Source organism: Micromonospora sp. BQ11 (assembly GCF_052068135.1).
Taxonomy (GTDB): Bacteria; Actinomycetota; Actinomycetes; order Mycobacteriales; family Micromonosporaceae; genus Micromonospora.
In genome coordinates, this window is sequence record NZ_JBQHDB010000002.1 from 552,668 (window position 1) to 565,793 (window position 13,126).

General features: G+C 70.7%; 13 protein-coding genes. 2 read left to right on the top strand and 11 right to left on the bottom strand.

All coding sequences use genetic code 11. From position 1 onward, the window contains the following. Positions 1 to 486 precede the first annotated feature (486 nt). The 5 genes from ACTMSW_RS06555 to ACTMSW_RS06575 all read right to left on the bottom strand — a co-directional run bounded on the left by ACTMSW_RS06555 (position 487) and on the right by ACTMSW_RS06575 (position 6,841). On the bottom strand, positions 487 to 1,734 hold the full coding sequence (locus ACTMSW_RS06555; protein ID WP_441179683.1) for a Gfo/Idh/MocA family protein: 1,248 nt from the start codon (positions 1,732 to 1,734) through the stop codon (positions 487 to 489). A gap of 53 nt (positions 1,735 to 1,787) precedes the next feature. Continuing rightward, on the bottom strand, positions 1,788 to 2,840 hold the full coding sequence (locus tag ACTMSW_RS06560; protein ID WP_441179537.1) for a substrate-binding domain-containing protein: 1,053 nt from the start codon (positions 2,838 to 2,840) through the stop codon (positions 1,788 to 1,790). Positions 2,841 to 2,958: 118 nt separating this feature from the next. Continuing rightward, positions 2,959 to 4,080, bottom strand: a complete 1,122-nt coding sequence (locus ACTMSW_RS06565) for an ABC transporter permease (RefSeq protein ID WP_441179538.1) — start codon at positions 4,078 to 4,080, stop codon at positions 2,959 to 2,961. Continuing rightward, on the bottom strand, positions 4,077 to 5,666 hold the full coding sequence (locus tag ACTMSW_RS06570) for a sugar ABC transporter ATP-binding protein (protein WP_441179539.1): 1,590 nt from the start codon (positions 5,664 to 5,666) through the stop codon (positions 4,077 to 4,079). The genes ACTMSW_RS06565 and ACTMSW_RS06570 overlap by 4 nt, the downstream gene beginning before the upstream one ends. Then, positions 5,663 to 6,841: an ROK family protein gene (locus tag ACTMSW_RS06575; RefSeq protein WP_441179540.1), complete on the bottom strand. Its 1,179-nt coding sequence runs from the start codon at positions 6,839 to 6,841 to the stop codon at positions 5,663 to 5,665. The genes ACTMSW_RS06570 and ACTMSW_RS06575 overlap by 4 nt, the downstream gene beginning before the upstream one ends. Positions 6,842 to 7,313: 472 nt before the next feature. Between ACTMSW_RS06575 and ACTMSW_RS06580 the strand changes: the two genes are divergently transcribed. Then, positions 7,314 to 7,739, top strand: a complete 426-nt coding sequence (locus ACTMSW_RS06580; RefSeq protein ID WP_441179541.1) for a hypothetical protein — start codon at positions 7,314 to 7,316, stop codon at positions 7,737 to 7,739. Positions 7,740 to 7,816: 77 nt separating this feature from the next. Here the strand turns inward: ACTMSW_RS06580 and ACTMSW_RS06585 are convergent, their stop codons facing one another. The 3 genes from ACTMSW_RS06585 to ACTMSW_RS06595 form a co-directional block, all read right to left on the bottom strand. Next, positions 7,817 to 8,872: a YihY/virulence factor BrkB family protein gene (locus ACTMSW_RS06585; protein WP_441179542.1), complete on the bottom strand. Its 1,056-nt coding sequence runs from the start codon at positions 8,870 to 8,872 to the stop codon at positions 7,817 to 7,819. Between the two features lie 64 nt (positions 8,873 to 8,936). Continuing rightward, positions 8,937 to 9,746 (bottom strand): ABC transporter permease, encoded by an 810-nt coding sequence (locus ACTMSW_RS06590; protein ID WP_441179543.1) that lies wholly within the window; start codon positions 9,744 to 9,746, stop codon positions 8,937 to 8,939. A 12-nt stretch (positions 9,747 to 9,758) separates the two neighbouring features. After that, complete coding sequence (locus ACTMSW_RS06595) at positions 9,759 to 10,559, bottom strand: ABC transporter permease (protein ID WP_441179544.1); 801 nt, start codon at positions 10,557 to 10,559, stop codon at positions 9,759 to 9,761. Between the two features lie 161 nt (positions 10,560 to 10,720). On the opposite strand from ACTMSW_RS06595, the gene ACTMSW_RS06600 reads away from it, so the two are divergent. Further along, entirely contained in the window at positions 10,721 to 11,050 is a 330-nt protein-coding gene (locus ACTMSW_RS06600; protein ID WP_441179545.1) for a DivIVA domain-containing protein, read from the top strand. Positions 11,051 to 11,092: 42 nt separating this feature from the next. Here ACTMSW_RS06600 and ACTMSW_RS06605 read toward each other — a convergent pair whose 3' ends face one another. From ACTMSW_RS06605 to ACTMSW_RS06615, 3 genes are all read right to left on the bottom strand, one after another. Continuing rightward, entirely contained in the window at positions 11,093 to 11,284 is a 192-nt protein-coding gene (locus ACTMSW_RS06605) for a DUF397 domain-containing protein (protein ID WP_441179546.1), read from the bottom strand. 66 nt (positions 11,285 to 11,350) lie between these two features. Continuing rightward, positions 11,351 to 11,890, bottom strand: a complete 540-nt coding sequence (locus ACTMSW_RS06610; protein WP_441179547.1) for a hypothetical protein — start codon at positions 11,888 to 11,890, stop codon at positions 11,351 to 11,353. A gap of 173 nt (positions 11,891 to 12,063) precedes the next feature. After that, on the bottom strand, positions 12,064 to 12,996 hold the full coding sequence (locus tag ACTMSW_RS06615; protein WP_441179549.1) for an ABC transporter ATP-binding protein: 933 nt from the start codon (positions 12,994 to 12,996) through the stop codon (positions 12,064 to 12,066). Positions 12,997 to 13,126: the final 130 nt, after the last annotated feature.

The window sequence follows — 13,126 nt, forward strand, 5'->3', positions numbered from 1 at the left end:
CAGGCAGGGGCGGTCGGCGTCTCGACCCTGCCTCCCCCGCATCCGGCCGGTCGGACGACGGCGCGCCCGACCGGACGTCATCAGGAAACGCGGTCCGCCGAGCGGCGGTGCGGTGGGTCGGCGTGGGCGGCGGTAGAGGCTGGTCGGGGCACGATGTCCTCCGGGTAGCCGGGTCGCGGCGGCCCTGCGGCGCGCGGGACGGGGTGGGGGTGGTGGGGGTGGTGGTGCTTGGTGGTGGTGCTGGGGGTGCGGTGGTGGTGCTGGGGGTGCGGCGGTGGTGCGTTGCGGTGGCGGCCCTGGCGGGTCGCCGGTGGTGCCGGTCCTCCGGTGCGGCCGGGGAATCCCGGTCCGGCCACACCGGAGACCGTCCTGCTCGTACCACCCGTGCCGTGGGCCGGATGGCACGTCCCCTCGGCGCCGACCTCGTCCCGGCCGCGGGGCGCAACCGCGGTCGGTCCCTCGCCGGTCGGCGTCGAGGGGGGTGGCTCAGGCGGCGACCGTGGCCAACGCCGGCTCCACGTCGGTCCACGAGGAACCGAGGTCCGCCGAGCGCGTCACCGCGTCCAGCACGAGCTGGACCTGCAACGCGTCGGCGAACGAGGGAGTCGGGTCGGCACCGGTGGCGACCGCCTCGATGAAGTCCCGCATCTCGTGCGTGAAGGAGTGCTCGTACCCGATGATGTGGCCCGGCGGCCACCAGGCCGACATGTACGGGTGCTCGCCCTCGGTCACCAGGATGCGGCTGAAGCCCTGCTCGGCGGTGGGTAGCGTCGCGTCGTAGAACTCCAGTTCGTTGAGGCGCTCCAGGTCGAAGACCACCGAGCCGAGCGACCCGTTGATCTCCACCCGGAGGGCGTTCTTGCGACCCGTCGCGAACCGGCTCGCCTCGTACGTCGCCAGGGCGCCGCCGTCGAGCCGGGCCACGAAGACCGCGGCGTCGTCGACCGTGACCAGTCCGGTGGCCGGCCGGTGGCCGTCCACGGAACCGTGGCCGTCCACGGAACCATGACCGTCGACTGAGCCGTGACCGTCCACCGGCCCGGCACCGTCCACCGTGGCGGCCAGGCCGCTCGATCCGGAGGGCAGCGGCCGTTCCTTGACGAACGTCTCGGTGACGGCGCTGACCCCGCTGATCCGCTGACCGGTGACGAACTGGGTCAGGTCGATGATGTGCGCCCCAATGTCGCCGAGCGCACCGGAGCCCGCCTTGTCCCGCTGCAGGCGCCAGACCAGGGGGAACTGCGGATCCACGATCCAGTCCTGCAGGTAGGTCGCCCGGACGTGCCGGATGACCCCGAGCCGTCCGTCGGCGACCATCTGCCGCATCATCGTGACCGCGGGTACCCGACGGTAGTTGAACCCGCACATCGACCGCACTCCCGCGGCCTGGGCGACGGCCGCCGCAGCGGCCATCTCCCGCGCCTCGGACACCGTGTTGGCCAGCGGCTTCTCGCACAGCACGTGCTTGCCGGCGGCCAACGCGGCCAGGGCGATCTCGGCGTGGCTGTCGCCCGGAGTGCAGATGTCAACCACGTCGATGTCGTCGCGGGCGATCAGGTCCCGCCAGTCCGTGGTGTACGCGTCCCAGCCGAGCCGGTCGGCGGCGTCGGCCACCTTCCCGGCGTCCCGGCCGCAGATCAGCGCCATCCGGGCCCGCGCCGGCAGGTCGTACACCCGGTTCACGGTGCGCCATGCCTGCGAGTGCGCGGCACCCATGAACGCGTAGCCGACCATGCCGACCCGCAGTTGCTTGTCTGTCGTGGACAAGGTGGGTCTCCCCCCGTGTGTTAGAACCCGAGCTTCAGGTAGGTGCTCGCGTTCTCCTTGGTGATCGTCTCGGAGGCGAGGATGATCTCCTTGGGCACCTGGAGCTCCACCAGGTCGGACATGCCCTTGCCCTGTCCGATCAGGCGGGCCAGCGAGATGGCCGAGGAGGCCATCGACGGGCTGTAGGTGACCGTCGCCTTCAGCACGGTGTTGTCGGCCTGGATGTCCTCCATGGCCTTCTTCGAGCCGGCGCCGCCGACCATGAAGAACTCCTTGCGGTTGGCCTGGCTGACCGCCGCGAGAACGCCGATGCCCTGGTCGTCGTCGTGGTTCCACAGCGCGTCCATCTTCGGCAGGGCCTGGAAGAGGCCGGTCGCCGCCTGCTGGCCGGAGTCGGCGGTGAACTCCGCCGGGCGCCGGTTGGCCACCTTGAACCCGGCCTGAGCCAGGGTGTCGGCGAAGCCCTTCGACCGCTCCTGGGTCAGCTCCAGGGAGTCGATGCCGGGGATCTCGCCGATGATCGGGTTGGTGACGTTCTTGGCCTTGAGCTGCGCGATGATGTACGCCGCGGCGGCCACGCCCATGCCGTAGTTGTCGCCCTTGATCTGCAGCCGGTAGGCCTTCGCGTCCGGGAACGCCCGGTCGAGGTTGACCACCGGAATACCGGCCTGCATCGCCTCCAGGCCGAACGCGTTGAGCTCCTTGCCGTCGTGCGGCAGCAGCACGATCACGTCGGGCTTCTGGGAGATCAGGGTGGACAGGGCGGCCCGCTGGGCCGCCGCGTCCGCGCCGGCCTCGACCGTCTTGAACTCCACGTCGGAGTACGCGGCGGCCTGCGCCTTGGCGTTGTTGGTGATGGCGGCGATCCAGCCGTGGTCGGCGGCCGGGGCGGAGAAGCCGACGACGACGCGCTTGCCGGGCTCCGAGTTGGCACCGGCGGCGGCCGCCTTGGTCTGCGCCGCGGTCGGTGAGTCCTCGTTGCTGGTGCAACCGGCGAGCAGTACGCCGGCTCCGACGGCTGCGCCGCCGAAGAGCAGGCGACGGCGTGACAGGTCACTACTGTTCTGGGTCATGACGACCTCCTGGTCTGACGTGATGGAGGGGAAGAAGGGTGTGCGGGATCCGGCCACCGTCGCGGTGTCGGGTGGCCCAGGTGCTTTGGTGTCCGGTGGTGCGGGTGGTGCGGTGGTGTTATCGGGTGGTGAGCCGGTTCCGGCCCAGGAACTGGGTGAGGCTGCGGAACTGGACCTGCTGGACCAGGACGGCGGCGACGATGATGCCGCCCTTGACCATGTTCTGGGCCTCGGTGGTGAGGCCGTTGATGGCGAAGAGGTTCGTGATCGTGGAGAAGATGATCACGCCGAGCAGGGAGCCGACGATCGTGCCCCGCCCGCCGCTGAGCAGCGTGCCGCCGATGATCGCGGCGGCGATCGCGTCCAGCTCGTAGAGGTTGGCCATCGCCGCCTGGGCCGAGTTGGCCTGGGCGGTGAGCATGACGGCGGCGATGCCGCAGCAGAGACCGGACAGCGCGTAGAGCAGCAGGGTGTGCCGCTTGACGTCGATGCCGGCCAGCCGGGCCGCCTCCGGGTTGCCGCCGACGGCGACCGTACGCCGGCCGAACGTGGTGCGGTTGAGCAGCACCCAGCCGGCCGCGACCACCGCGACGAGGATGTAGACCAGCAGCGGGATGCCGAGCAGGGTGTTGGCGGCGATGCCGTTGATGAACTGGTTGTCCGAGACCTGGGTCTGCTTGCCGGAGATCTCCGCCGCGAGGCCCCGGGCCGCCACCAGCATCGCCAGCGTCGCGATGAAGGGGACCAGCCGCCCGTACGAGATGAGCACGCCGTTGACGAGGCCGACCGCGAGACCGACGACGAGCGCGGTGAAGATCATGCCGCCGGCGCCGAAGTTCTGCGTCGCGACCGTCGTGGCCCAGACCCCGGCGAGGGCGACGATCGCGCCGACCGAGAGGTCGATGCCACCGCCGATGATCACGAAGGTCATGCCGACGGTGACCACACCCACCACGGACGCCAGCTTGAGGATGGTAAGGGTGTTGTCCCACACCCAGTCCGGGTTGGAGTAGAGGTCGGAGCGGGTCACGGCACCGATCGCGACCAGGATGACCAGCACACCGATCAGGCCGAGGTTACGCCGGGCACCCTCGCCGTTGTCGCCGCTCCACCAGGAGAGCCGGCCGCCGGCAGCCGCCTTCTCGCCCGCGGCGGCGGTCTCCGCCGGGTCGACCGGCGGCGACTGCGCCGGCAGGTGTGCGGCGCGCTCCGGCGCTTCGGTGGGAAGTGTGTCGCTCATGCCGGTGCGCCTTCCATCAGGGACCCCGCCATGACGAGGTCGAGCACGGTGTTCTCGTCGAGTTCGCCGGCCGGGGCCTCACGGACCACCCGGCCCTCCCGCATGACCAGCACCCGGTCGGCCAGACCGAGGACCTCGGGCACCTCGCTGGAGACCAGCAGCACTCCCACGCCACGGGCGGCGAGGGCGCGGACCACCTGGTACAGCTCGGCCCGGGCGCCCACGTCCACGCCCCGGGTCGGCTCGTCCAGCAGCAGCAGCTTCGTGTCGCCGAGCAGCCAGCGCCCGACCACGACCTTCTGCTGGTTGCCGCCGGAGAGGGTGCGCACCGGTCGGCGTACGTCGCGGGGACGCAGGTCGAGGCTCTCCGCGATCCGGTCGGCCTCGGCCCGTTCCTTGCCGGCGTCGGTGAAACCGGCACGGGCGTACCGGCCGAAGGTGGCCAGGGTGACGTTGCGGTAGATCGGCTCGCCCAGCAGCAGCGCCTGGCTCTTGCGCTCCTCCGGGGCCATGCCCATGCCGGCGCGGACGGCCGCGCCGACGCTGCCGGGACGCAGCGCCCGGCCGCCCATCCGGACCGAGCCGGACTCGGCGCGGCGGGCGCCGAAGATGGTCTCCAGCAGCTCGGACCGGCCGGACCCGACCAGCCCCGCGATGCCCACGATCTCGCCGGCCCGGACGTTCAGCGACACGTCGGCGAACTCGCCGGACCGGGTCAGCCCTTCGACCTGGAGCAGCTCGTCCCCGACGGTGTCGGTGGCCGGACGGTCCGGGAAGACGTACTCGATGGTGCGGCCGGTCATCCGGGAGACCAGGTCACGGGTCGGGGTGTCCCGGGCCGGGAGGTTCGCCGCCGTGGTCCGGCCGTCCTTGAGGACGGTGACCCGGTCGCCGATCTCGCGGATCTCCTCCATCCGGTGCGAGATGTAGATGACCGCGATGCCCTGGGCGGTCAGCTCGCGGATGATCCGGAAGAGGTTCCCCACCTCGTCGTGGGCGAGCACGGCGCTCGGCTCGTCCATGATGATCAGCCGAGCCTCGTGCGACAGGGCGCGCGCCATGCTGACGACCTGCTTGCCGGCCGCCGGCAACGAGCGCACCATCCGGCTGGGCGGGATCTCGGCGTGGCCGAGCCGGCCGAGGATCTCCCGCGTACGCCGGGCCATGTGCCCGCGCCGGACGAAGCCGAGACTGCGCGGCTCGTGGCCCAGGAAGGCGTTCTCCGCGACGGAGAGGTCGTCGACCAGGTCGAGTTCCTGGTAGATGGTGGCGATACCGGCCCGCATCGCGGCCTGCGGGTTGGCGAAGGTGGCCGGCTCACCGCGCCACTCGACCGTTCCCGAGTCCGGACGGTGCACGCCGGCCAGCACCTTGATCAGGGTCGACTTGCCGGCGCCGTTCTGCCCGAGCAGGCAGTGCACCTCGCCGGCCCGGACCTCCAACTGCACGCCGTCCAGGGCGCGTACGCCCGGGAAGGTCTTGACCACGTCGGTGAGGCGCAGGACCACCTCGCCCGCGACGGCGTCGGCGGGGGCTTCGACCAACGGAGCATCTGTCACGAGTGTCTCCTCGGATTGCTTGGTCATGACGCCTCCGCGAAGGCCACGTCGCTCGCGAGGACCGCGGCACCGGCGACGCCGGCCCGCGATCCCAGCTCGGACAGGACGACCGGGAGGTTGCCGGTGGCCAGCGGGAGCGACCGGCGGTAGACCACACTGCGGATCTCGGCGAGCAGGATGTGACCGAGCTGGGCGAGCCCACCACCGATCACGATCATCGACGGGTTGGTGAAGCTGACCAGCCCGGCCAGCACACCGCCGACCCGCCGCCCCCCGTCGCGGATCAACTGGATGCAGGCGACGTCTCCCTCGACGGCGCCCTCGGCCACGTCCACGGCGTTCAACGTCGCCTGGCCGGTCAGCCGCTCCGCCAGGGCGGGCGACACGCCGCTGCGCGCGGCGGCCAGGGCGTCCTTGGCCAGGGCGGCGCCGCTGAACAGCGCCTCCAGGCAGCCGACGTTGCCGCACGAGCACATCGGACCGTGCGAGTCGACCTGGATGTGCCCGATGTCCCCGGCGCAGCCGTCGGTGCCCCGGTAGACCTCGCCACTGAGGTAGATCCCGCACCCTATTCCGGTGCCTATCTTGACGAAGAGGAAGTCGTCGACCGAGTGGGCGACGCCTCCGTGCCGCTCGCCGATGGCCATGATGTTGACGTCGTTGTCGACCACCGCCGGGCAGCCGTGCTCCCGGGTGAGCAGCTCCCGGACGGGGAAGCGGTCCCAGCCCGGCATGATCGGCGGCGAGACCGGGACGCCGTCACGGAAGCTGACCGGCCCGGGCACACCGATGCCGACCGCGTCCAGCCGCTCGTACGCACCGTCCACCCGCGCCTTGTGCAGCAGCTCGTTGACCCGCTGAAGGGTCACCTTCGGGCCGTTGCGGATGTCGGCGGGCTCGGCGTAGTGGGAGACCGGTTCGAGCCGGCCGTTGACCACCTCGACGTCGATCGAGCTCGCGCCCAGGTCGACGGCGGCGAAGCGTAGCTGCGGGTTCAACTCCACCAGAGTGGAACGCCGACCGCCCCGGGAGGCGGCCAGCCCGGCCTCGGCGACGTAGCCGAGACCGACCAGTCGCTCCAGCTCGGCCAGCAGCCGCGGGCGCGGCATCTGGAGCCGGTCACCCAGCTCGGCACGGGAGACCGCCCCCTCGTCGCGGAGCAACCGCAACAGACGTACGTGCAGGGGGTCGACGGTCCGCACCCGGGACTCACCTCTTCATCGAACTCGTTCACATCGACGCAATGCCGATGTGTTGTGTCCGACACAGTAGGAGCCTTCCGTGTCACCTGTCCAGACCTTTGCGCACACTGTGCCGAACTTTTGTCCGAACGAACAAAAGCTTCCTCGGCGAGCCACGGGCTACCGATGCCGTGCCGCGCCCGGCGGCCACGCTGCGCCGCAACCAGGCGACCACCTGCCGGAGGCTGACACCGGCAGGGCACCAACCCGGACACGCGCGCGCATAAGGAAATAACTCCACTGGAACGAGTTCACCGTTCGACAATAGGCGCATTGACAGCGATCCACAGCGACGGTAACGTCCCAGTCAGACACGGGGGAATGCACGGGGGCATTCTTTGGTGAATCCACCCCTCTCCTGCTGTCTAATTGACGGAGAGGGAAAAGAATGAAATTGGGCCACCGCACGATTGCTGTCGCATTATTGGCGACAATGCTCGTGGCACCCTCCGCCCGCGCGGAGGCGGCGACACCCATCGACTCGATTTCCGCATCGGCCGTCCGGAGCAGCACGGCTCCGGCCGAGCTCGCCCGACTGCGCGAGGCCGCTGCCAGCCAGTCAGTGACACCCTTCGGAAACTGCACGGCCGGAATTTTCTGCGGCGAGGTTAAAAACCGGCTCGGCAGGTCGCTGAAGATTTCCGCCAACTGGCCGACCAACAGCAAGACGATGTGGCTGCCGGCCGGCCAGGGTAGCGCATCCGACTCGCGGTACTACTACGACTTCCGGGACACCGACGGTTTCCAGGTGCCCAGCGGATACAGATACTTCGACACGGTGGGGAACAGGTACAACGCCGGTTGGCACAAGGTTTATGACTACCAGGAGATCACACTCAGCGGCTGGCAGTTGCTTTGAGCCGCAGCTGACGGGCCGTAGAACGTTGTCCTTGCTGCCAGGTCTCTTCGGGACCTGGCAGCAAGGACGGCCTCGCCTCAGTCGACCGAACTGCGCTGGTTGCGCTTCTTCTTGAGCTTGCGGTCGTCGCGCAGCTCCACGTACGGCTCGTCGTCGGCCGAGTGCCCGGCCTCGATGGCGCGGCTGCGCTCCAGCTCCGCATCGAACTCGGCCCCGAGCAGGATCGCGATGTTGCTCAGCCACAGCCAGATCAGGAAGACGATCACACCGGCGAGCGCGCCGTAGGTCTTGTTGTACGAGCCAAAGTTGCTGACGTAGAACGCGAACAGGCCGGAGATGACCAGCCAGATCACCACGGCCAGGACGCCGCCCGGGCTGACCCAGCGGAAGCCGCCGTGCTTGGCGTTCGGCGAGGCCCAGTAGAGGATGGCGAACATCAGGCTGACCAGGAGCAGCAACACCGGCCACTTGGCGATGTTCCACACCGTCACGGCCGTCGAGCCGAGCCCGATCGCGTCCCCCACCGCCTGGGCGAGGCCGCCGGTGAAGACCACGATCACCGCGCAGACCAGCAGCAGCACACCGACCACCGCGGTCACGCCGACCCGGATCGGCAGCGTCTTCCAGATCGGCCGCCCCTCCTCCACGTCGTAGATGGTGTTCGAGGCGCGCATGAAGGCGGCGATGTAGCCAGACGCCGACCAGAAGGCCGCCAGCAGACCGAAGATGGCCCCCAGGCTGGCCAGACCACCGGCCTGTCCCGCCTGTGTGATGGCGGAGTCGATGATCGTCCGGATGTTGTCCTCCGGCACCACATCGTTGACGGTGTCCCGGACGCCCTGCTTCGCGGTGTCGCCGAGCAGGCCCAGCAGGGAGATCAGCACCAGCAGGCCGGGGAAGATCGAGAGCACCCCGTAGTAGGTCAGCGCCGCCGCCCAGTCGGTCAGGCTGTCATCGGAGAACTCCTTGACCGTGCGACGCAGCGCCGCCTTCCAGCCGCTGCCCGGCAGGTCGGCGGGGCTGTCCGGCCCCTCGTCCGGCCCGACGGGCCGCTCCCGGTCACGGGCCCCGGCGCCGGCCGCGCCGTTCACGTCGTGGTCGCGCCCGTGCGCGGAAGACTCATCGGAGGCCATCGCCCCTCCCTCATGGTCGCGGTGTCCTCCTCGACATGCCCCGGCGGAGGCGGGGGTTAACCACCTACTTGTAGAGCAACCTGCCCATCCGGCGCGAAGCCACGAGCAGACCGAGGGCGAGGACCACGAGCAGGTACAGGATGTCGAGCACCCACCCCCATCCGGCGGTGCCGACGGCGATGCCGCGGATCAGGTGCACCGCCCGGTAGAGCGGGGTCACCTCGACCAGCCACCGCAGCACCGTCGGGTACGCCTCGGCCGGCACGAACGTCCCGGAGAAGAGGAAGAGGGTGAACTGCGCCGACCCCATCAGGTCGAAGTCCTGCCAGCTGCGCATGAAGGTGGAGATGGCCATGCCCAGCGCGCCGAAGACGAAGCCGACCAGCACCGCGGCGGGGAAGGCCACCGCCGCCCGCGCCACGGTCGTCAGATCCATCACCACCATCACCGCCAGGAACGCGGCCGAGTACGCGCTGCCCCGCAGCATCGCCCAGGCCAGCTCGCCGAGGGCGATCTCGAACGGCTGCACCGGGGTGGCGATCACCCCGTCGTACAGCTTCATGTACTTCAGCTTGCCGAAGAAGTTGAAGGTGGTCTCCGCCAGCGCACCGGTCATCGCCGACGAGGCGAGCATCGCCGGGGCGACGAAGGCGGCGTACGTCACCACCTCACCGCCGGGCAGCGGGATGTCGCCGACCAGCGCACCGACCCCGACGCCGATGGAGAGCAGGTAGAGCAGTGGCTCCACGAGGCCGGAGACCAGCAGCAGCCAGTAGACCGACCGGAGCGCGGCGACGTTGCGTTCGGTCACGGAGGCCGAGCGTCGGGACGCCGAGGAGACGTCGACCAGACGGGGCAGGACGAAGCTGACCATGGACATCCTCCCCTAGACGACGAGCCGGCGGCGGAACGTGCGGCGGGCCAGCAACCAGCCGCCCAGCGCCCAGGCCGCGAGGTAGAGCAGGTGACCGGCGACCGACCACTGGGGAGCGACGCCCAGCGTGGCCGCCCGGCACAGGTCGACGCCGTGCCAGAGGGGCGTCGCGTACGCCGCCCACCGCAGCGCCGTCGGCAGCGACTCGACCGGGAAGAACACCCCGGCGAACAGCGTCATCGGGATGACCGCGAAGCGGAACAGCATCGCCAGCCAACTGTCGCTGTCGACCATCGCCGCGTACGCGAAGGTCGGTGCCGCCACGGCCAGACCGAGCAGCGCCACGATCGGGAGGACAGCCAGCGCCCACGGCGAGTGCAGCGCTCCCAACACCGCCGTCACCAGGAGGAACGCGGCGATGGAGGTGAGCACCCGAAAGATCACGAAGGCCAGGTGCCCGCCGAGCACGTCACCCGCCCGCAGCGGCGCCGCGCTCTGCGCGAAGTAGGTCTTGATCCACCGGAAGTTGCTGAACACCGGCCACGTGGACTCGCCGATGGCCACCTGGAGGGCGGTCGAGGCGAGCAGGCCCCCGATGATCCAGTCGAAGTACCGCACCCCGCCGACGCCCTGGTCGATGTAGGCGCCCACCCCCAGGCCGAACCCGAGCACGGTCAGCACCGGCAGCAGGAAGGAGGAGAAGACACCCGCCCGCCAGGTCCGTCGGTAGCCAACCAGGTAGTGCGCGAGCACCGCCACCGCCGGTACGCGCGGCAACGGCGGCCGGGCCCGCTCCCGCGCAGCCTGTGTCATGGCACCACGCTCCCCGTTCACCCGATCTTCCTACCGGACCGGTACGACAACCGCGGCCACCCTACGGTGACCGGCCTGCCCTGTCGCCCTGATTTGCCCGGCCCCGACGACGTGCGTCGGCTGCGTACGATCGGGCCCACCGCGCTCCGAGGAGTACGCCGATGCCCAACCTGACGCCGGCCGACATCCACAACGTCGCGTTCAGAAAGCCTCCGCTGGGCAAGCGGGGATACGACGAAGAGGAGGTCGACGCCTTCCTCGACGCCGTCGAGCAGACCATCACCGCACTGACGGAGGAGGTCGCCTCCCTGCGGGCGCAGCTCCGTACCGGTGCGCCCGGACCCGCGACCGCCGCCACCGGCGGTGGATCCGGGGACGTGGCCGCCAACCTCGATCAGATCAGGAGTCGGCTGGCGCGACTTGAGGCGACCGTCGCCAACGCCGGCCTGCGACCGCCCCTCGGCGATGCGCTCTTCGGCGACGGTCGGTGACGAGCCTGCCGTCCCGCCACGCTGGTCACCGGCGACCGGTCGCTACGGCCGGGCCGGGGTACGTGCGACGAACGCCCGCCAGGCCACGGGCGCGAAGGTCAGCACCGGCCCGGCCGGATCCTTCGAGTCACGGACGGCGACCACGCCGGAGAGGTTGTCGGCAACCTCCACGCAGTTGCCGCCGTCGGGGCCGCTGCGGGTGCTTGTGCGCCACCGGGCACCGGTCAGGTCCATGTCTCCGCCACTTCCGCCGCCACCGGGGACTACGGGTACGCGGTCCGGGGTGCGGTACAGGATCGGTCAGCCGCGGAACGCGCGGCGCAGCGATCGGAACGCGTAGACGAGCAGCAGTGAGCCGGCGCCGGTGCCGACCACCAGGCCCGCCGACACCCCGGTGGTCAATCCGGTCACCAGCCCCGCCAGCGCCACCGCGCACAGCGCCACGCCGAGCGGGCGCAGCAGCGGGTCGCCCAACAGCGGGGCGAGCGGGAAGAAGTGCAGCCCCACCACGGCACAGACCAGCACCGGGATGAACGCGGACCGGCCGGCGGCGGCCAGCGCCACGGCGCCGAGCGCGGCGAGGGCGAACTCGGCGACGACGACCAGGAGGTATCGCCGGTCCACCGCCCGGTCGCGCGGGCCCGCGTCGGCACCCCGGGACCGGGCCCCCACGATGCCACCGGCGAAAGCGGTGAGCAGCGCCGCCACGCTGCCGGCCACCAGCGCGCCGCGCAGCGGCTGCTCGGCGGCCGGCACGCTGAACCAGACGGTGGCGAAGATGCCGAGGTAGAGCGCGCCGAGCCCGCCCTGACGTCGCGTACGAGCCGACCCGCCAGACATCGACATCCTTCGAGCACTGCGTCCGGGCCACCGGCGGCCAGGCGTCCGGCCGATGCTACGGGTACGTCGCCGTCCCGGTGCACGGGCACCGCACCACTCGGCTGCCGGAGGAGGGCGTTAAGAAGGGGCCCCTGTACTACGCCAGGCGTTAAGAGGGGGCCCTTCCTTACACCTCAGTCGACCAGGGTGCGGCCGGTGAGGTGGAGGAAGACGTCCTCCAGGCTGCTGCGTCGGACGAGCACGTTGGCCGGTGTCAGCCCGAGCGCGCCGACCTCGGCCACCGCCGCGTCGCCGTCCGGCACGTAGAGCAGGATCCGGTCGGGCAGGACCTCGACGCGCTCCCCCAGCCCGTCGAGCTTGCCGGCGAACGGCTCCTGCGACTCGGCGGTGAAGCGCAGCTCCACCACCTCACGGGTGGAGTGCTGCTCGATCAGCGCGCGAGGCGAGCCCTCGGCGACGATCCGCCCGCCGTCCATCACCACGAGCCGGTCGCAGAGCTGCTCCGCCTCGTCCATGTAGTGCGTGGTGAGAACCAGGGTGACGCCCTGCTGCTTCAACCGGAACAGCCGCTCCCACACCAGGTGCCGGGCCTGCGGGTCGAGGCCGGTGGTCGGCTCGTCGAGCAGCACGATCTCCGGCTCGTTGACCAGCGCGCGGGCGATGGTCAGCCGGCGCTTCATGCCACCGGAGAGCGGCTCGACCTTGCTGTCGGCCCGCTCGGTGAGCTGCACGAAGTCGAGCAGCTCGGCCGCACGGGCGCGGGCCACCCGGCGCGGGATGCCGAAGTAGCGCGCGTACGTGGTCAGGTTCTCCCGGACGGTCAGCTCGGGGTCGAGGTTGTCGAGCTGCGGGCAGACGCCGAGGCGGGCCCGGATGGCCGGCCCGTCGGCGACCGGGTCCATGCCGAGGATGCGCAGCTCCCCGCCGGTGGGCGGAGAGGTGCAGCCGACCATTCGCATGGTGGAGGACTTGCCGGCGCCGTTGGGCCCGAGGAAGCCGAACGCCTCGCCGGAGCGCACCTCGACGTCGATGCCGTCGACGGCGGTGAAGTCGCCGAACCGCTTCACCAGCCCCCGAGCCTGGATGAGTGGCTGAGCCGTGGTCACCCCGGAACCCTAGCGACCTCCACCGACACTCCCCACCGAGTTACCACCCGCACCCAAGAAGGGGCGCAGCCCGCCGCGTCGGTGGCCGGCCCGATCGCTGACGTGCCAGCGGTACGACACGCCCACCGGC

Coding starts and splice junctions, on each gene's coding strand:
- ACTMSW_RS06565 (WP_441179538.1), bottom strand. CDS start 4,080: ATGAGCGACACACTTCCCACCGAAGCGCCGGAGCGCGCCGCACACCTG.
- ACTMSW_RS06600 (WP_441179545.1), top strand. CDS start 10,721: ATGCCCAACCTGACGCCGGCCGACATCCACAACGTCGCGTTCAGAAAG.
- ACTMSW_RS06580 (WP_441179541.1), top strand. CDS start 7,314: ATGCTCGTGGCACCCTCCGCCCGCGCGGAGGCGGCGACACCCATCGAC.
- ACTMSW_RS06570 (WP_441179539.1), bottom strand. CDS start 5,666: ATGACCAAGCAATCCGAGGAGACACTCGTGACAGATGCTCCGTTGGTC.
- ACTMSW_RS06605 (WP_441179546.1), bottom strand. CDS start 11,284: ATGGACCTGACCGGTGCCCGGTGGCGCACAAGCACCCGCAGCGGCCCC.
- ACTMSW_RS06555 (WP_441179683.1), bottom strand. CDS start 1,734: ATGGTCGGCTACGCGTTCATGGGTGCCGCGCACTCGCAGGCATGGCGC.
- ACTMSW_RS06595 (WP_441179544.1), bottom strand. CDS start 10,559: ATGACACAGGCTGCGCGGGAGCGGGCCCGGCCGCCGTTGCCGCGCGTA.
- ACTMSW_RS06610 (WP_441179547.1), bottom strand. CDS start 11,890: ATGTCTGGCGGGTCGGCTCGTACGCGACGTCAGGGCGGGCTCGGCGCG.
- ACTMSW_RS06585 (WP_441179542.1), bottom strand. CDS start 8,872: ATGGCCTCCGATGAGTCTTCCGCGCACGGGCGCGACCACGACGTGAAC.
- ACTMSW_RS06590 (WP_441179543.1), bottom strand. CDS start 9,746: ATGGTCAGCTTCGTCCTGCCCCGTCTGGTCGACGTCTCCTCGGCGTCC.
- ACTMSW_RS06560 (WP_441179537.1), bottom strand. CDS start 2,840: ATGACCCAGAACAGTAGTGACCTGTCACGCCGTCGCCTGCTCTTCGGC.